The sequence below is a fragment of the Candidatus Nitronauta litoralis genome, assembly GCA_015698285.1.
GTDB lineage: Bacteria > Nitrospinota > Nitrospinia > Nitrospinales > Nitrospinaceae > Nitronauta > Nitronauta litoralis.
This window is the reverse complement of the sequence record CP048685.1, coordinates 2,145,130-2,164,199: the sequence shown is the minus strand read 5'-3', so window position 1 is coordinate 2,164,199 and position 19,070 is coordinate 2,145,130. Positions and strand designations below refer to the sequence as shown.

Genomic DNA, 19,070 nt, shown 5'->3' with positions numbered 1-19,070 from the left:
TTTCGAATTTCTTTTTCTGATAACTCTGGGAATAAACATTCCATGAATCTTGGAATTATCACCTACAATTTTCCCCATCTAAAAACTGAACAGGTATTGCTGCGTTTGGTCGAAATGGATTGTCAATCGATCCAGTTGTTTGCGCTTCCCTTCAAACCAAGAAAGCCCAGGAAACCGATCATCGTCCACCGTCCATTTCAAGAAGCTGGGGCGCATCCGGAGGAAATGGCAAGAAAATTTGGCTTAAGATACCAGACCATTGACCAGGATCACGACATCCCCGGCGGACTGGACTATTACCTGATTTTAGGTGCGGGTATTTTGTCTGAAGAATTTATTCGTGGAAAAAAGACGATCAACTGCCACCCCGGTGTCATCCCGGCCTCCCGCGGACTGGACTCCTTCAAATGGAGCATCCACGATCAAAAACCTTTAGGCATCAGTCTCCATTTCATTGATGAAAAGGTCGATGCCGGGGAGATCATTTCAATCAAACCAACTCCTGTATTTTCCAATGACACGATTGAAAGTCTTGCACGCAGGCACTATGAGCTGGAAATCGATATGACGGCACGGTTCCAGGAGTTCTTCGAGAAACCGGTCAATCCATTTGAGGACATTGCTGTGGGAGAACCCCATATGCGAATGAACCAGGAAACCGAAAAGGTAACGTTGGCGAAATTTAAAGGTTATCTTGAGAAATTCAGTTTTAAGGAGTGACTTGTTTTAAAACAGGAGAGGGCTTGAACACAAAGGTTTAATCTTTGCTTTCTTCCGGAGCCAGTCCCGATGAAGGATCACCTCCAAGCAGGATCGGGTCTGTTTCCATAATCCGTGAACCACTGCTTTTCACCAGGCTTTTTAAATTAGACTCCAGTGTTTCCAAAGTCGCAGTTCCCACATCGTCACAGAGTTGGGTCATCCGTTCCATAAACTCCTGATCGGCCCGACAGGGCGGCAGTACCCGTTTGATTTTTTTATGGCTGGTGGGTCGCTCTTCTTCACCATCGGCAACCAGTTCCTCATATAATTTTTCGCCCGGACGCAATCCCACATACTGAATTTCCATATCCTTGCCAGGAATAAACCCTGACAATCGGATCATCCTCTTTGCCAAGTCGACAATTTTGACTGGCTTACCCATATCGAGAAGAAAAATCTCTCCCCCTTCCCCCAGCGAAGCCGCCTGCAATATCAACTGCGCCGCCTCGGGAATCAACATAAAGAACCGCTCCATGTCGGGATGAGTGACCGTCACCGGCCCGCCATTTTCAATCTGGCTCTTGAACAGGCGTACCACGCTGCCGTTACTGCCGAGGACGTTTCCAAACCGAACGGTAATGAAACGCGTGTCTTCGCTGGAAGATTTGAACTGCAGGATTTTTTCACAGATATTCTTGGTCATTCCCATGATGCTGGTCGGGTTGACCACTTTATCAGTTGAAACCAGCACAAACCGTTCAACACCAAACCGCTCTGAAAGCTCAGCACAGGTACGGGTTCCAAAGATATTATTGTGAATGGCTTCATCCACATTTTCCTCCATAAGAGGAACGTGTTTATGTGCAGCTGCATGAAATACCATATCCGGGCGGTACTCCTGAAACACGGCTTCCATTTTCTTCTGATTCGTTACCGAGCAGAACACACAATGAGTCTTGGTGCCCAGCGTTTCCAACCTGACCTTGAGATTCAGGTCATACAAATAATTTTCACCTTTATCCACCATGATGAGCCGATCCGGATGGTACTCGAGGATTTGTGAGCAGAGCTCCGACCCGATCGACCCTCCCGCTCCGGTCACAAGAACCGTTTTTCCGCGGAACATTTCCTGAATGGCCTGTAAATCCAGCGACACCGGGTCCCGGCCCAGCAGGTCACTTATTTCAACATTTCGAATCTGGTTGATATGGATATTCTGGGAGGATATGTCTTTTACGGAAGAGGCCAGTTTGCATTTAACACCGAGCATCTGGCAGCGGCCGACAATTTTACTCAGCTCGTCTGAATCAATCTGGTTAATCGCAACAAGCACTTCCTTGATTTCGTAGTTCTGGATAACCTCAGGTAGCTTGTCCATCCCTCCCAATACCCGAACCCCCATCAACTGGCTGTTCCATTTAGAAGGATCGCGGTCGATAAAACAGCAAACACGGTAGTGGGATGAAAATTTCTTAAGGTACTTGAGCAGGTAGGCTCCAGTATCTCCCGCCCCGATGACCAGCGTGTTACATCCTGAAGCAGACTGGACGATTTTCTTCTTTCGTTCTTTCCAGAACCTCCAGAAAACTCTTGAACCACCGAGAAAGGTGATAGCCAGGATTGCCTCAATAACCAGAATCGAACGCGGAATGTGAAATGCGCGGTTGTAAAAAAACAAAACGGAAACAGCGACGAGCGAACTGAGGAGCACTCCTTTTACAATCTGAAACAAGTCTTCCAGACTCGAATATTCCCAGAACCGGTTATAAAAACCCAGGTAAATTAGACAGACAGCCCTCGACATCAACAGAAAGGGCAACACCGTTTGGAAGACAACGACATCTTCCTCCGGTATGGTCCCATCAAATCTGAGGAAAAAAGCCAGATAGAGAGCGGCAATAGAAAACACCAAGTCCAAAACCAGCAAGAAGGACCGGTGTGGCTTTGAAAGAAAAATACTGAGAGGATTCGAACGCATGATCAGGCTTTAATTCGGTAATTCAGACGAACTACGAATGTGAGTAAAAGGGAAGAATGGGAAAAACAGGAAAATCAACCTCAATTTCGTTTTCCTGATATTGCAAAGAACAACTGAGAGTTCCCGGCGTCAGGATATAATGCCGAGTAGCGAAAAGCCAGCCACGATTTTCCCTGATTATTATGCCTGAAATTTGATATAATTCCAGCAGTTTCAATCACCTTTTCCCTCCATTTCACTGGATATTTCATAAAAACTGGAAGATTCCAGGATCCTTCCCAATCAAACTCCAAATGAAACTACTTGTTACGGGAGCCGCAGGGTTCATTGGATTCCATACCTCCAAACGACTTTTGGAGGACGGACATGAGGTGACAGGGCTCGACAACCTGAATTCCTATTACGATGTCCGATTAAAAGAAGATCGACTCTCCCTGCTTAAGAGATCCCCCCGGTTCAGCTTCGTGAGGGAAAACCTGGAAAACCGGTCTCCTCTCGAAAACTTATTCGAAAACGGAAATTTTGACCGGGTGGTTCATCTGGGTGCGCAGGCAGGAGTCCGACACTCGCTCACCCATCCCCACGACTATATCGACAGCAACGTCACCGGTTTTCTGAATATCCTGGAAGGATGTCGGCATCATAAAGTTTCTCATCTTGTTTTCGCCTCGTCCAGCTCCGTTTATGGACTTAACAGCCACATGCCTTTTGCAGTGAATCAAGGAACCAACCACCCCCTGGCCCTGTATGGAGCCACCAAAAAAGCCAATGAACTGATGGCTCACAGTTACGCACACCTGTTCCGGATGCCTGTTTCAGGCCTGCGCTTTTTTACAGCTTACGGTCCATGGGGAAGGCCGGATATGGCCCTGTTTATTTTCACAAAAAATATTCTGGAAGGGAAACCAATCGACGTTTACAACAAAGGGGAAATGACCAGGGACTTTACTTACATCGACGATATTGTCGAGGGCATCCTCCGCGTGACCCAAAAACCAGCGGAACCCGACCCGGACTGGGACTCCGACGCCCCTGATCCCTCAACATCGAGTGCCCCTTACCGTATTTATAATATTGGCTGCAGCAACCCGGTGCCTTTGATGAAATTTATCGAGGAGCTTGAAAAAAATCTGGGACGAAAAGCCACCATCAACTACCTTCCCATGCAGCCCGGGGATATTCCAAAAAACCATGCGGACGTCTCCGACCTGAAAAAGCAGTTCGACTATAGCCCCAAGCGTGACGTGTCTTATGGCATCCAGCAGTTTGTGGCGTGGTACCTGGACTACTACAAGGGAAAAAACTCCTGACCCCTGGTACCGTTTTAGAAAACCAACCCTCTTTCCAGATCTCGCCACGGTTACATCCCGAACTTTTATAAAACAATTCCCTCTCCGCCAACAAGAAGGTATGATGTTTCCATCGCGAAAATAACTTGCAATCAAACAGTTATGCCATCATCTTGGATAGAAGCCCAGGCGTAGTAGTTTGCCCGAACCAGATTTAATTATGGAGGCAGGTATTCATTGAACTGGTCAGATAAATCCGTTCTTATCACCGGGGGTACGGGATCATTTGGAAACGCTTTTGTCTCCCACCTGCAGAAAACCCACCCTCCAAAAAAGCTGATTATATTCAGTCGTGATGAACTGAAGCAGTTTGAAATGAGTCAGGTCCAGGACGGAGAAAACCTCCGTTATTTCCTCGGAGATGTCCGCGACCTCGACCGGCTCAAACGCGCTTTCCGTGGGGTCGATATCGTGGTCCACGCAGCGGCCTTAAAACAGGTAGAAGCTGCTGAGTACAACCCCTTTGAAGTCATCAAAACCAATATCATAGGCGGACAGAATATTATCGACGCCGCTATTGAAGAGGGAGTCCAGAAAGTGATCGCCCTCAGTACCGATAAAGCGGTGAATCCGGCCAACCTTTATGGCGCCACTAAATTATGCTCGGATAAAATTTTTGTCGCCGGCAATGCCTATTCCCAGGACAAAACAATCTTCAGCATTGTGCGCTATGGCAATGTGGTCGGCAGCCGTGGAAGTGTGGTTCCTGTTTATATGAAACTAAAAGACACCGATGAGGTGCCCATCACCGACGAACGCATGACCCGGTTCTGGATCACTCTCGACCAGGGTGTCGATTTCGTTTTGAGGATGCTCGAACTCATGAAGGGCGGCGAGATATTTGTACCCAAAATTCCCAGCATGCGGGTAGTCGATCTTGCCAAAGCTATTAAACCCGAATGTAAAATAAAAGTGATCGGTATCCGTCCCGGAGAAAAAATTCACGAAACACTTATCAGTGAAGACGATGCCCGCCACACGGTCGATCTGGGAGACTTCCTGGTAATCAAACCTTATGTGGACTGGTCACACCAGGATCCGTGGAAACATGGCAAACCACTTGAAGAGGGGTTTTGCTATCGCAGCGACACCAATAGCGACTGGTTAAATATGGAACAGTTGGCAGAATTAGTGTCCCAGGGAAAAAATAATGGATCAGGTCAATAATCAGGAAGCAACCCAGCAACTGGCCCTTAATGGTGGCACACCTGTCCGCCCCAAATTACTTCCCTATGGCCGGCAGTTCATTGACGACGAAGATATTGAATCTGTCAACGCGGTATTGCGATCCAGCCATCTGACGACAGGCCCCAAAGTCGCCGAATTTGAAGCGCGGTTTGCCGAGGAGGTTGGGGCCAGACACGCCATTGTGGTCAGTAGCGGTACCGCTGCACTCCATTCGGCAACCATCGCAGGTGGCATCGCCCCTGGAGATGAAGTCATCACCACACCCATCACATTTGTCGCCACCGCAAATTGCGTCCGCTTTCAGGGAGGTACAGTTGTATTTGCTGATATCGAACCGGACACACTCAATATAGACCCGAATTGTGTGGAAGCGGCTATTACGGAAAAAACCAAAGGCATTATCGCCGTCGACTACGCGGGCCATCCCTGCGATATGGAACGGCTTGAGGCAATCGCCGATAAACACAACTTGCTGTTGATCGAAGATTCAGCACATGCACTCGGTGCCACACTGAATAACCGGAAGGTTGGGGCCATGGGCAAGCTCACTGCATTCAGTCTTCACCCTGTAAAACATATCACCACCGGAGAGGGTGGCATGGTGACCACAGACGATGCTGAACTGGCCGCAAAGGTGAGGCAGGCACGCAATCATGGCTTAACCACCGACCACAGGCAACGGGATAAATCCAACGACTGGCATTATGACGTAGTCGAACTTGGCATGAACTACCGCCTCACGGATTTCCATTGTGCTCTGGGGATATCGCAAGTCGACAAGCTTTCAAAAATGTTACAGAGAAGACGGGACATCGCCAATGCCTACAACGCCGCGTTTAAGGATTTGGAAGAACTGGAACTTCCCGTTACCAGACCGGGAGCCAACCCTTCGTGGCATCTCTATGTGATCCGGCTCAATCTGGACAAACTGAATGTCGACCGCGAGGTCATCTTCAAGGCATTGCGGGCAGAAAACATAGGGGTCAACGTTCACTATATTCCCATTCCCTGGTTCACTTATTACCAGAACCTCGGATACCCCAAACACGATTGGCCGGTCGCGGAATCCAGCTACCAACGAATCTTGAGCCTGCCCATCTGGCCAGGCATGACGGACGAAGATGTCCACGATGTGGTGGTGGCTATATACAAAGTGATAGACGCTTACCGCACCTGAAACCAGGAGACTCTCGCCTCCAACATGGAACCCCTCATCATCATTCAGGCCCGTATGGGAGCGACCCGCCTGCCGGGTAAAGTGTTGCTCGACCTTTGCGGAAAATCCGTTTTGCACCATGTGGTCGAGCGTGTGCAGGCCTGCCCCAAAGTCAAAAATATCGTGGTGGCCACAACGGTTAATGAAAACGATGATGCCATAGAAAAAGAAACGAGAAATATCGGGATTTCCTGTTTTCGAGGAAGTGAAACCGATGTCCTCGACCGGTACTACCAGACAACCCAGACATTCTCCGGAGACCCGGTTGTCCGTATCACCGCGGACTGCCCCCTGCTGGACCCCGAACTTTTAACGTCCATGCTGAAAACATATGAGAATCTTTCATCATCGAAGAACCTGCTTTATTTGAGCAATGTTCAGGAACGCACTTTTCCACGCGGCCTTGATATTGAAATCTTCAACCGTGATGCGCTCATCCTTGCCTGGGAAAAAGCGGAGGCACCGGAAGAAAGAGAGCATGTCACTCCCTATATTCACAGAAATCCGGAAAGGTTTTCTTTGCACAATTTTTCACAAACAAAAGACCTGTCTCAACTCCGATGGACGCTCGACACCCCGGACGACCTGATTTTAATTCGTGAAATTTACGAGGCCCTCTATAATGAAAAGGTCGGTGCTATTTTCAGTACGCGGGATGTGCTCGACCTTTTGGAAAAGAATCCAGAGCTAAAAACATTGAACGCACACATACAACAGAAAGCACATTGAGTTCGAAAAAACATGGCTTCTTTTAAAACAGAACAGGAACAATTCTGGGCAGGCGAATTCGGTAAGGAATACGCCAACCGCAATCAGGGCGGGGACCTCGTCGCCAGCAACCTGGCATTTTTCACAAAAGTGCTCAACCGATGCGGGTCCATCGATTCTGTTATCGAATTCGGCTCCAATATAGGGCTGAACCTTGTGGCCTTGCAACGCCTACTGCCGAAAGCAAAGTTGTCCGCCATTGAGATCAATCCGGAATCCGTAGAGATCCTGAAACAAAATGTAGATGGAGTGACTGTATTCCCGCAATCGATCCTGAATTTTGAACCGGGCAGCCAATGGGATTTTGTTCTTTCAAAAGGTGTGCTAATCCACATCAACCCAGATGAACTTCCCTCCGTTTACGATTTAATGCACCGGTCTTCCAAACGGTTGATCTGTGTGGCCGAGTATTACAACCCACAACCGGTTGAGATTCCTTACCGGGGCCATTCCGGGAAACTGTTCAAACGCGATTTTGCCGGGGAATTGATGGACCGCTTCCCCGACCTGTCTCTGGTCGACTACGGTTTCGCCTATCACCGCGGACCTTTTCCGCAGGACGACCTCACCTGGTTCTTGCTGGAGAAACGATGAATCGCCCGGCCTCCTCTCAAAAGTCCGTACTGCGCTATTGCAGCCAATGCGTGATGCCGGACACCAAACCGGACCTCAAGTTTGACGAAGAAGGTGTCTGCAGTGCCTGCCGCAGCTATGAAAAACGAGTTGAGGTTGACTGGGACTCCAGACGAAAAGAACTCGACACCATCGTTGACCGCTATCGATCGAAAGACAGTTCCAACTGGGACTGCGTCATCCCGGTGAGCGGCGGCAAAGACAGTACCTATCAGGTCGTGCGGGTTTTGCAAATGGGACTGAATCCCCTGTGTGTTACGGCAACCACCTGCCATCTGTCAGACATCGGACGCAAAAACATCGAAAACATTAAAAGCCTGGGAGTCGACTATGTTGAGTTCTCTCCCAATATTCAAATACGCAGAAAACTCAATCGCATCGGGCTGACCCAGGTGGGTGACATCTCCTGGCCGGAACATGTTGGGATTTTCACCATCCCCATTCGCACCGCTGTTGAATACAACATTCCCCTCATTGTCTGGGGAGAAAATTCACAAAATGAATATGGAGGACCCGCCGCTGCGCAAGAAAACAATGTCCTTAACCGGCGTTGGCTGGAAGAGTTTGGCGGGCTGCTCGGACTGCGGGTGACCGACCTCGTCGGCATGGAAGGAATCGAAAAGCGGCACCTGATTCCCTACACCTACCCCACTGATGAGGAATTAAAAAGTGTGGGAGTCACAGGAATTTTCCTCGGCTACTACATTCCCTGGGACGGTTACGCCAATGCGTTGCTGGCACAGGGCAAAGGATTTGCATCACTGGAGACAACGGTCGAAGGCTCCATCGTTAATTACGAAAACCTCGATAACCACCAGACCGGCATCCATGATTATTTCAAGTTTCTAAAATTCGGATTTGGTCGTGCCACCGATCTGGCCTGTCTTCATCTGCGGCGGGGCCGCATCACCCGCGCCGATGCCATGGATCTGGTGAAGGAGCATGATGGTCGCTTTCCCTGGACCTACCTCGGAAAACCCATCGAGGAAATTTTAGATCCACTTGAAATTTCCCTGGACCAGTTCATCAAAATCTGCGACCGGTTCACCAATAAAAAAATATTCAAAACTGACAACCGGGGTAGCCTGGTCAAGGATGCAAAAGGGAACCTGACCAAGGTGAATCACGATAACATCTGACCACCTATCGTGAGTACAAACCTGAAAGCCCCAAAACTCATTCTCCCCTTCCCCCGTGTGGTTCGGATAGAACCGGCCAGTCAGTGCAACCTCGCCTGCAACCACTGCCCCACCGGTACAATTGAGATGGAACGCGGTGTGATGAAAAAAGATACCTTCGATAAAATTTTTGAAGCCATTCAAACCGAGCGAGACAAAATCAAGGTTGTCGTTCTCTATCACGGAGGCGAACCCCTCCTCAATAAACAGTTTTTTGAAATGGTAAAACGACTCAGGACGTTGGGCAACATCATGATCAAGACAGTCACCAACGGGATGGTAATGACAGACTCGATGATGACACAACTCGCCGATTGCGGCCTCGATAGTATCGAGTTTTCACTTGATGGGTTGAGTCCGGAACAAAACGATTTCATCCGGGTGAACAGCCAATACTCCAAAATTGTTTCCAACATCAAACGTCTGATTCGATATCTGGATGGTCATCAAAAAGGAAAACCGGAAGTTTTTATTGCCACCACCCAGTTTAAAAACCACTCTCCTGCAAAAGAAGATGGGAACCCGGCTTTACCGGAACACTTGCTGAATGAGTTTTCAGGGCCTGAGAAAATTGATCCCTCTCATTTTAAATCGACCTATGCCATGCATTGGCCCCACATCCATATTCCCGATGAGGTCTATGATGTTGTTATCGACCCCGCAGACGATACGGTGAGAAACTACTGCGATCATGTCATCAACACGATCAGTATTCGGGATAATGGCGATGTGGTTCCCTGTTGCTATGATTTAACCAGTCAGAGTGTGATGGGTAATGTTCATGAAGAAAGCCTCAGCGCCATCTGGAATAACCCCGCCTATCAGGCTTTGCGCCAGTCTATTCACGAAAAAAAATTTATTCCTCTTTGTGACGGTTGTAACGTTGTCAAACCAAACGCCTTCCTTCACGTAAAAGAAAACGCATTTCCGGACGCCTGACACCTCAATGACAACCCTCATAGTCAATTACGGGATGGGAAACCTGGGATCTGTCTCACGGGCTCTCGAAGAATGTGGAGCCGATGTTCTGGTTTCAGAAAACCCGGACGACCTTTCAAGTGCGACCCATGTCGTTCTTCCAGGTGTCGGCGCATTCAGGGATGGCATGACCCGGCTAAAACAGGGCGGCTGGGTGGAACCTCTCACCCGATTTATCATTACAGAAAAATTTCCCCTGCTCGGTATCTGCCTTGGCATGCAACTTCTCGCCGACATTGGCCATGAAGGGGGAGAAACCGAAGGGCTGGGCTGGATTCCGGGCGAGGTGGGACGACTTAATCCTTCCTCAAAAGAAACCCGGATACCGCATATTGGATGGAACGAAGTGCATTTTAAACAGGAGTCTTCCTTCCTGTCAGGAATCGATTCAGGACACGATTTTTATTTTGTCCACTCCTATCATTTTGCTCCCCGGGACCCTTCGCATGCCCTCACCACCACACCCTATTGTGGTGATTTTGTCTCCTCTGTCCAAAACGAAAATATTTTAGGCGTCCAGTTTCATCCGGAAAAGAGTTCCCGGATGGGCTTGAAACTTCTACAAAATTTTTTAGATTTTTAAAATAGAACCAGAAAATACCTCTCTTAATATTCTCCAGTACCCTACTTCCACTCTCAAAATTTCCTCCCTGCCTTTTAAACAAAGCAAAGAACTTTTGCGGAAAAAGGCCTGATTAAAATGGACTGTAGTCTACTGGCAGAATTAACGACTCCTTCCCTCTTTGAAAGCCCCGCGTTTCAGGTTGCTTTTCAAAAGTTTTGTCCTGATAATCATTTAAAGAAGCTATTGGTTTTCCTTTATCCCCAGAACGCAGGAGACGGATCTTTTGAAAGTTTTAATGGTCAATCCATCAATAAGGCCGGACAGTCCGGTGTTGTTTCCCAATGTAGGTCTGGGTTATATCACTACTGCCATTAATCGCGCCGGGATTGACTTTGAAATACTCGATATAGACGCCCACCGTTTTTCTGACGAAGAGGTTGAACGGCAAATCCGCAACAAACAGTTTGACGCCCTCGCCATAGGGACACTGACCAGTCATTACAAATGGGTGAAACAATTCACCCAAATGGTCAAACAGTACCACCCACACACTCCAATCATCGGAGGCAACACGCTTGCCACATCGGTCGCTGATACTCTTGTGACGAGGTCGGGAATGGACATTGCGGTTCTTGGCGAAGGCGAAATCACCGTTATCGAGTTATTGACAGCACTCGACAATGGCGGATCACTCGAGGAAATTCCAGGCCTGTGTTTCCGCAACGAAAACGGACAGGTTGTTCACACCGAGGAACGGCCGGTTATTGATGACATCGACACCATCCCGTTTCCTGACTGGGACCTGTTTGACATCGAAATATATCTTTCGAAAAGCAAACACATGGCTCCCCTCTCCGTGCAATCAGAAATAAATTACGACAAAATCGTTGGTATGCCAGTCAGCACGGCACGCGGATGCCCGTTCCGTTGCACGTTCTGCTATCACGCATTCCAGGAAAAAAAATACCGTCACCGCACTCCAGAAAACGTGATGGATGAAATTGACCATTACAAATCCAAATACGATATCAACTTTGTGAGTTTCTGGGATGAGTTGACCTTTTACCAGAACAAGGCGACTGAACATTTTGCAGACGTGATGATCGAACGCGAGGCCAATGTGTTCTGGATCGGAAGTTGCCGGTCGGACCTTTTAAAAGAAGGTGACCTGCATATCGCCCAAAAGCTGAAACAATCCGGCTGCAACGGACTGGGGTTGGCACTGGAAAGCGGCAATGACGAGATCATGGAAGTGATGAACAAGAAATGTGACGCCAGTGACTTTATAATCCAGGCATCGTTGATGCACGAAGCGGGACTCGAAGTCTACCCAAGTGTCATTATTGGATATCCACAGGAAACTGAAGAAACAATTGAACAGACTTTTGATGTTTGTCGACGCGCCAAAGTCTATCCAAGTGTTGGCTTCCTGGAGCCTATGCCAGGCACGCCTATGTACGATTATTCTCGTGAGCACGGTTACATCACAGATGAGGAAGAATACCTGCTCATCATGGGAGACCGGCAGGATCTGCGCATCAATCTGACTCAAATGGAAACCGACCGCATGGAAAATGTAGTGCAGACCAAACTTAAAGACCTCAATCGATATCTTGAGCTGGGGCTTGAAGAAGACAGCCTCATCAAAACGCGGGTCTACCGGGCGGCCAAAACTGAAAAAGGGTTTCTCACGGATAAAACGAAAAAAGCGGTTAAAGAATCGTTTCTCGAAGGGTTTGGTACCGCTGCGGCTGTTGCATCCGGGGAAAGTTCCAAGAAAAACGACTAGTTTTAAAATCTCATTTCAGAAAATAACCTCTCCCCTCCCCCTACCCGGCGCCCCCCCTTCCGGCTTTATACCTGTTCGATTATTCAATGCTGTCAACCTGACTTCAACGCTATATAATTGATTCGGCTGTTTGCATTACTCCCTTTGTAATTTCCTTTAACCACGAACTCCCCCGATATGTTAAAAGTCCGTCTGATACCAACCCTGCTCTGGAAAGATGTCGGGCTGGTCAAGGGAACAGGTTTTGATAGCTGGCGAAGGGTGGGCACTGTCTTACCAGCAATCAAGGTCTACAATACCCGTGATGTCGACGAACTGATCCTGCTTGATATAGCAGCCACTCCGGAGGAACGCGATCTCGATTATGATTCCGTGGAGGAGTTTACATCAGAGTGCTTTGTTCCTTTGACAGTTGGCGGTGGAGTCGACACTATAGAAAAAGTGCAGACTCTCTTGCAATGCGGTGCAGACAAAGTAACCATCAACACGGCCGCTTATGTTAATCCGCAACTGATCACCGATGCCGCCAACCGCTTTGGTTCGCAATGCATTGTCGCCAGTATTGATGCCAAAAAAATTTCTGGAGGTTCCTACGAGTGCATGAGCCACTGCGGAACCCGGAGGCAAACTATCTCACCATCTGACTGGGCAAAGCGGCTTGAAGAGCTTGGTGCGGGTGAAATTCTCATCACCTCGGTTGAGCGGGATGGAACCCTGCAAGGGTACGACCTTGACCTGATCAGGCAGGTAACAGACAGCGTTTCACTGCCGGTGATCGCATCCGGAGGCGCAGGTAAGCCGGAAGATTTTTATCAAGCCGTATCACAAAGCAATGCCTCAGCCGTTGCAGCTGCCAGCGTTTTTCATTTTACTGAATTGACACCAGCAGAAAGTAAATCTTATCTGGCGGACAAGGGAATCCCGGTCAGAAAGTAATCTATTCAGGAATACTGTCATGCATATCTGTTTTCGCGTCGACGCATCAAAAGAAATCGGGACCGGGCATCTCATGCGATGTTTCACGCTGGCGGAAGCTCTCATTGAGCGAGGAGCGCGGGTTACTTTTTTATGCCGACATCTGCCGGAAGAGTTCCATGGGCGGTTTCAAACTTTGAAGATGGATTGCGTGATTCTCAATTTGGAAGGCAACTCCCAGGCAAAGAATCCATCGAACCAATACACCCAATGGCTTGGCGTACCGCCTGAAGTAGATGCCATTGACGTCGCTTCGGTTCTTCCCGATCTGGTCCCACCTGTAGACTGGGTGGTAGTCGATCACTATGCTCTTGATGCTGAATGGGAAATTCAGATTAGGCCGTTTTGCAAACAACTAATGGCCATTGATGATCTGCATCGTCCGCATGCCTGTGAAATTCTACTCGACCAGAACCTGCAGGAGGGTGGAAAGAATCTATACAACAAGATTGTTCCAGAAGGTAGTCTCGCTCTCCTTGGCCCCGCTTATGCCCTGCTTCGCCCACAATTTCTGGAAGCCCGCCAAAAGCTTTCTCCAAAAAACGGATCTCTCGATCGTATCCTGGTGTTTTTTGGAGGAACCGACTCATCCAACAATACCCTTAAAGCGGTCAAAGCTGCCCGGACTTTTAACCGGGACATTGCTCTGGACATCGTACCGGGGGTTTTCTATCCTTATCGTGATGAATTAAATTCGTTTTGCGCGGATTTGGAATCGGTCACGATTCATGATGGACCCGATATGACGCAACTGATGCAGGCGGCTGACCTCGCTCTGGGCAGTCCCGGCTCGACAACCTGGGAACGCATGGTATTGGGGCTCCCGGCTGTTGTTGTGATCTCGGCAGACAACCAGGACGCAGTTGCGAAACAGGCACATAATCAAGGAACCCTGATCAACCTTGGCGATGAAAAAAATGTATCTGAAGAGGATTGGGTCGAAATTCTTAACAATCTCTCTACTAACCCAACGCTACTCAGCGAAATGTCTGAAAAAGGAATGAAACTGTTGGATGGACAGGGAACCCGACGCGTTGCTGAAATCCTGATGCTCACAAAATCCGCTTCCTCCTGAAAGAGGCCAGATTGGAATTTTCGATCACATTGAGATCTGCTCAAAGGGAAGATTGCAAATCGGTTTTTGCCTGGCGCAATGACCCGGAAGTGCGCCAACATATTTTTGATCCTGCACCCATCGCATGGGAAGACCATGAACAATGGTTTAATAAAATACTCGAGGCTTCCGATCGACACTTATTAATCGGTGATTCTGAAGGCAAATCCATCGGTGTGATACGGATTGAACCTGTTGACCAAGAGGGTGGGGAAATTTCAGTTTATCTTGTTCCGGGGAACTCAGGGCAAGGACTTGGGTCTCTGCTCATTAGCAAAGGCATTGAGTGGGTTGCCCAGCATCATCCACAAATAAAACACCTCCAAGCTAAAATCCTGGGCGAAAACGCAGCTTCATTAAAAGCGTTCCAACGCGCAGGCTTTAAGGAGTCTTACCGATTCTATGAATGGCATGCCCCCTGAACCATTCAAACTAGGTGCCAGAACCGTTGGCGAAGGACAGCCCCCGCTCATCGTGGCGGAGATGTCCGGGAATCACAATCAGTCCCTCGATCGTGCCCTGGAACTGGTCGATGCAGCGGCTGATAGTGGTGCGGACGCAGTTAAACTGCAGACTTACACTGCTGACACTATGACCCTGGATATCGACAAGGCCGATTTTTATATCGACGATCCCGGCAGCCTGTGGAAAGGCAAAACTCTCTACCAGCTTTACGAAGAAGCGCACACGCTCTGGGACTGGCACGAACCGATAATTGAACGTTGCCGAAAACGGGATATTGAATGGTTCAGCACCCCCTTCGACGACACAGCTGTGGAGTTTCTGGAACAATTCGATCCTCCAGCCTATAAAATCGCCTCCTTTGAAAACATCGATCTTCCACTAATACGCAAGGTGGCTTCAACGGGCAAACCGGTTATCATCTCAACTGGAATGGCAAGCCTCGAAGAAATCGGGGAAGCGGTGCAAACAGCGCGTGATTCGGGGTGCCGTGACCTGGTGTTGTTGCACTGTGTCAGCAGCTATCCCGCACCGGCTAATGAATATCATTTAAAAACCATTGCCGACCTTGCCGAACGGTTTGCCGTGCATGCTGGATTATCCGATCATACTCTGGGAACTGCAGTGGCGCTGGCCGCGACCAGCCTGGGAGCCTGTGTCATAGAAAAACATTTCACTTTGAAGCGATCTGATGGTGGCCCGGATGCAGCTTTTTCCCTTGAACCGGGTGAGCTGAAACAATTATGCGAGGGATGCCACACCGCCTGGCAGGCGCTCGGCAGAGTAAACTATGACCGCGCACCTTGTGAAGAACGCAATGTGAAATTTCGTCGATCCATTTATGTTGTGCGAGATATTAACCCTGGTGAAGCCATAACCGCTGACAACATCAAAACCATCCGTCCGGGTTATGGACTCCCTCCCAAACATTGGGACTCAGTGCTCGGCAAAAAAGCTCGCGAAAAAATAGACCGGGGAACTCCATTGCAATGGTCTTTACTGGAACCCTGATACAATCCAGCCTAAAAGAACTTTCATAATTCCTTATATTTAGAGGCCAACCATAACCAACAATCTCCCAATTTCGGCTGAACACGCCTTCCCCGGGCCATGACACCAACCCAAAAGCTTGGCAGGGGATCCTTCGTTTATACCGCAGCCAACCTGCTGCAAAGAAGTCTTTCGTTTTTTCTTCTGCCTTTATACACACATTACCTGTCACCCAACGATTTTGGCATCCTCGCTGTGGTGACCACTCTCAACGGATTTCTTTCCGTCCTATTCACCTGGTCGCTCCCCGCAGCAATCGGGCGTTTTTATTTTGATTACCGTGACGACCCCAAAACACTACAGGAATTCTGGGGAACGGTCATCATTGCCGTTTTGTTTTCCTCGCTGATAGGCGGTCTGGCCTTGCTCCTGACGGGCTCAACAATACTAAAACCGGTGATGGGTGACATTCCATTCTGGCCCTATATTGCAATCGGAATCAGTTCCCTCATATTCCAACCTTTATTCCAGGTTTTTTTATCTGCTATGCAGGTGCAGGGGCAGGCTGGCCGTTTTGCCATCTATTCAACGGTACAACTCATAATCCACCTGGCATTAATTCTTGGATTGGTCATTTTGTTTGGATGGAAGGCAGAGGGTCCCCTGTTTGCAACGCTGATCACCTCAATTCTATTTGCCATCGTAACCCTGATTTCTTTCAGGAAAAGCTTTAAGTGGGTGTTCCGGATTCACCTGTTTAAACAGGCTGCAAAATACAGCTTACCCCTTGTGCCTCATTCCCTATCTGCGCAAATTCTGGTGGTAACCGATAAGTTTTTTCTCAATACGATGATCAGTGCCGCCTCAGCCGGTATCTATCACATTGCCTTTCTATTCGGAACCATCGTCACCACCTTTGTGGACAGTGTAAACCGGGCTTATGTTCCAGTTGCGATGGAAACACTTGAAGATAACGAAGCCACTTCCCTGCAAGAGCTAAAAGCCAATGGCATGACTTTAATTGGAGGTTACTGTTTGCTTGGCACACTGGTCTCCCTGTTTTCCCTTGAAATGCTGCAATTGTTTACGGCTGAACCCTACCATTCCGCCAGCCGTGTGATCCCATTCGTCGCTTTCGCATTTGTCCTGCGTGGAATTTATTACATTCTGGTCAACATTCTGATGTTCAAAAAGGATGCGACCCGCTGGGTCTCCGTTGGAACTTTTACCGGGGCCATTGCCAATATTGGCCTGAACTGGCATCTAATCCCACTTTACGGAATGACGGGTGCCGCACTCGCCACACTTCTCTCGCAGCTGGTGATGACCATAATCATTGGCAAACTGGGATTGAAGCACGAACCCATTCAATGGGACTACGTTAAAATCAGTCTGGCGTTCACCATCACACTGACTCTTTGCATTGCAGTTTCAAGGTTTTCCGGATCATCGCCCTTACTGTTATTTTCAATCAAGCTCATCATTTCTTTTTTGGCCTTTATCGGGCTGGGACAATATTTTAATGGCCAAAAACAGTATTACTTTCGTCTGATCACGCGCATCCCAAAACTATTCAAAAAACCTGAATCTGCTTCCTCACCCAAACAGGATTAAGCATGCGCCCATCAGATGTCATGACATTCATCAATGAAATGGAGACCCGGTTTCCTGTGGATCAATGGCAGGCAGACGGGGTCCATCTCTGGCCTATTGCGCGTTTCCGCCTGGCGATTGAGATTGATGCCCAATTCATCATGCAAACCGACCAACCTGTCGCGGGCCCCGACACCAGTTCCCTGGCCATTGAATTGGTAAAATCGAATTTAAATTTTATTAAGTACTGGTGGCTGGATCGGAAACACAACGCTTCCTGTCCAAAACATACCGATGTCCTGTTTCTGGTGGGAGGGATCACTTATACCGAGATCAACGGAAAATTCTATGAAAAATTTTGCGACCCCATGCGTGAACATCTGGCTGAAAAAGGGCTCACCAGTTTTTTTCTTACTGCTCAAAATCGAGGACATATCCCGCGGTATACACCTTCAAAATTCATCCAGCCCTATCTGGATGCTGCAAAGTTTCCCTGGTTGTTTAAAAGTTTCTTTTCAACTATTGATCGCGACCAATGTCTCCCGGGTCACCGTGATTTAATAAACGCGGTAGAAAAAAAATTAGGTTTCAAAACAAGGTGTCTCCATCGCATTGAGTTGAAAGGGAAACTGATACGAGAATACTCAAATTATTTCCTCAAAATACTGAAAAAGCTGAAACCTAAACTGGCTGCGGTGGTTTGTTACTACAATATGGAAGGCTATGCCTTCAATCTCGCCTGCAATCAATTGAATATTCCAGGAATGGATCTCCAGCATGGCTTTCAGGGGCCTTTACATTCAGCATACGGACGCTTCGTTAACGTTCCAAATGGAGGGTTCAACACCTTTCCTAAGTATTTCTGGTGCTGGGGTGACCGGGACGCAGCGACTATTCGCGACTGGACTTCTAAAACCGGAGCAAACAATGAAAGTCTGGTAGGGGCCAACCTGTTTCTGGAGTTATGGCGGTCCGGAAAAGGTTTTTTTGTTACGGAATATGATAAAAAAATTCAACACACACTCAATGGCAAACCATCACTTAAAAACATCCTGATCACTTTACAAACTCCCAAGGCTAATGAATCGTTCTGGCATTTTGTCGATACCGTAATAAAACAAACTGCAGATCGTTACCGTTGGTGGGTTCGATCCCATCCTGGATGGATGGCCGAGGGAGAAAAGTTTAAAAAACGTTACAGTGATCAGGCTCATGTTGAATTCGATCTTGCCACCGACCTTCCGCTTTATGCCCTGCTGAGACACATGGACCTGCATCTCACTTATGGGTCGTCAACAATCATTGAAGCAGAAGAATTTGGTGTCCCCTCTGTAATGCTGACCGACACACAAAAAGAATACTTTCTGGATGCCTTTGAATCCGGGATCGTGGTGAGCGCAAAAAACGCGGAAGAACTGGATCAGGCTATCGAGCTGCAACTTCAAAAAAAGAAACCACTCTCAACTGTTCAGGAAGAAAGCATTAAAAACCTGAACCGCGCACTGGAACTGCTATACAATAAAGCTCGCTAATTGAGCCGCCCCGATGGCAGAGGGCCCGCCTGAAATATTTTTTGGGGCGAAACTGCCTGT

Annotated in this window: 17 protein-coding genes; 16 read left to right on the top strand and 1 reads right to left on the bottom strand. The window is 48.3% G+C overall.

Annotated features, from left to right (window positions below; genetic code table 11):
• The first annotated feature begins 42 nt into the window (after positions 1 to 42).
• On the top strand, positions 43 to 720 hold the full coding sequence (locus tag G3M70_09925; GenBank protein QPJ62171.1) for a hypothetical protein: 678 nt from the start codon (positions 43 to 45) through the stop codon (positions 718 to 720).
• Positions 721 to 757: 37 nt separating this feature from the next.
• Here the strand turns inward: G3M70_09925 and G3M70_09920 are convergent, their stop codons facing one another.
• Positions 758 to 2,680 (bottom strand): polysaccharide biosynthesis protein, encoded by a 1,923-nt coding sequence (locus G3M70_09920; GenBank protein QPJ62170.1) that lies wholly within the window; start codon positions 2,678 to 2,680, stop codon positions 758 to 760.
• Positions 2,681 to 2,973: 293 nt separating this feature from the next.
• On the opposite strand from G3M70_09920, the gene G3M70_09915 reads away from it, so the two are divergent.
• The 15 genes from G3M70_09915 to G3M70_09845 all read left to right on the top strand — a co-directional run bounded on the left by G3M70_09915 (position 2,974) and on the right by G3M70_09845 (position 19,010).
• The gene (locus G3M70_09915; GenBank protein ID QPJ62169.1) at positions 2,974 to 3,990 is read left to right on the top strand and encodes an NAD-dependent epimerase; all 1,017 of its coding nucleotides are present in this window, start codon (positions 2,974 to 2,976) and stop codon (positions 3,988 to 3,990) included.
• 216 nt (positions 3,991 to 4,206) lie between these two features.
• On the top strand, positions 4,207 to 5,196 hold the full coding sequence (gene pseB / locus G3M70_09910) for a UDP-N-acetylglucosamine 4,6-dehydratase (inverting) (GenBank protein QPJ62168.1): 990 nt from the start codon (positions 4,207 to 4,209) through the stop codon (positions 5,194 to 5,196).
• Positions 5,180 to 6,394 (top strand): UDP-4-amino-4,6-dideoxy-N-acetyl-beta-L-altrosamine transaminase, encoded by a 1,215-nt coding sequence (gene pseC / locus G3M70_09905; GenBank protein QPJ62167.1) that lies wholly within the window; start codon positions 5,180 to 5,182, stop codon positions 6,392 to 6,394. The genes pseB and pseC overlap by 17 nt, the downstream gene beginning before the upstream one ends.
• A 24-nt stretch (positions 6,395 to 6,418) precedes the next feature.
• The gene (locus G3M70_09900) at positions 6,419 to 7,162 is read left to right on the top strand and encodes an NTP transferase domain-containing protein (GenBank protein ID QPJ62166.1); all 744 of its coding nucleotides are present in this window, start codon (positions 6,419 to 6,421) and stop codon (positions 7,160 to 7,162) included.
• Positions 7,163 to 7,174: 12 nt separating this feature from the next.
• The gene (locus tag G3M70_09895; protein ID QPJ62165.1) at positions 7,175 to 7,795 is read left to right on the top strand and encodes a pseudaminic acid biosynthesis-associated methylase; all 621 of its coding nucleotides are present in this window, start codon (positions 7,175 to 7,177) and stop codon (positions 7,793 to 7,795) included.
• Complete coding sequence (locus tag G3M70_09890) at positions 7,792 to 8,973, top strand: N-acetyl sugar amidotransferase (protein ID QPJ62164.1); 1,182 nt, start codon at positions 7,792 to 7,794, stop codon at positions 8,971 to 8,973. The genes G3M70_09895 and G3M70_09890 overlap by 4 nt, the downstream gene beginning before the upstream one ends.
• A gap of 9 nt (positions 8,974 to 8,982) precedes the next feature.
• Positions 8,983 to 9,951, top strand: a complete 969-nt coding sequence (locus G3M70_09885; GenBank protein QPJ62163.1) for a radical SAM protein — start codon at positions 8,983 to 8,985, stop codon at positions 9,949 to 9,951.
• A 7-nt stretch (positions 9,952 to 9,958) separates the two neighbouring features.
• Positions 9,959 to 10,573: an imidazole glycerol phosphate synthase subunit HisH gene (gene hisH, locus G3M70_09880; protein ID QPJ62162.1), complete on the top strand. Its 615-nt coding sequence runs from the start codon at positions 9,959 to 9,961 to the stop codon at positions 10,571 to 10,573.
• A 265-nt stretch (positions 10,574 to 10,838) separates the two neighbouring features.
• Positions 10,839 to 12,344, top strand: coding sequence for a B12-binding domain-containing radical SAM protein (locus G3M70_09875; protein QPJ62161.1), 1,506 nt, complete (start codon positions 10,839 to 10,841; stop codon positions 12,342 to 12,344).
• 177 nt (positions 12,345 to 12,521) lie between these two features.
• Positions 12,522 to 13,280, top strand: a complete 759-nt coding sequence (gene hisF, locus G3M70_09870) for an imidazole glycerol phosphate synthase subunit HisF (protein QPJ62160.1) — start codon at positions 12,522 to 12,524, stop codon at positions 13,278 to 13,280.
• A 19-nt stretch (positions 13,281 to 13,299) separates the two neighbouring features.
• Positions 13,300 to 14,394, top strand: coding sequence for a UDP-2,4-diacetamido-2,4,6-trideoxy-beta-L-altropyranose hydrolase (gene pseG, locus G3M70_09865; protein ID QPJ62159.1), 1,095 nt, complete (start codon positions 13,300 to 13,302; stop codon positions 14,392 to 14,394).
• 11 nt (positions 14,395 to 14,405) lie between these two features.
• Entirely contained in the window at positions 14,406 to 14,855 is a 450-nt protein-coding gene (locus G3M70_09860; GenBank protein QPJ62158.1) for a GNAT family N-acetyltransferase, read from the top strand.
• Positions 14,845 to 15,906 carry a pseudaminic acid synthase gene (pseI, locus tag G3M70_09855; protein ID QPJ62157.1) on the top strand — a complete coding sequence of 354 codons (1,062 nt, stop codon included), beginning with the start codon at positions 14,845 to 14,847 and terminating at the stop codon, positions 15,904 to 15,906. The genes G3M70_09860 and pseI overlap by 11 nt, the downstream gene beginning before the upstream one ends.
• A 99-nt stretch (positions 15,907 to 16,005) precedes the next feature.
• Positions 16,006 to 17,499: an oligosaccharide flippase family protein gene (locus G3M70_09850; GenBank protein ID QPJ62156.1), complete on the top strand. Its 1,494-nt coding sequence runs from the start codon at positions 16,006 to 16,008 to the stop codon at positions 17,497 to 17,499.
• A gap of 2 nt (positions 17,500 to 17,501) precedes the next feature.
• Positions 17,502 to 19,010 (top strand): glycosyltransferase, encoded by a 1,509-nt coding sequence (locus G3M70_09845; GenBank protein ID QPJ62155.1) that lies wholly within the window; start codon positions 17,502 to 17,504, stop codon positions 19,008 to 19,010.
• Positions 19,011 to 19,070: the final 60 nt, after the last annotated feature.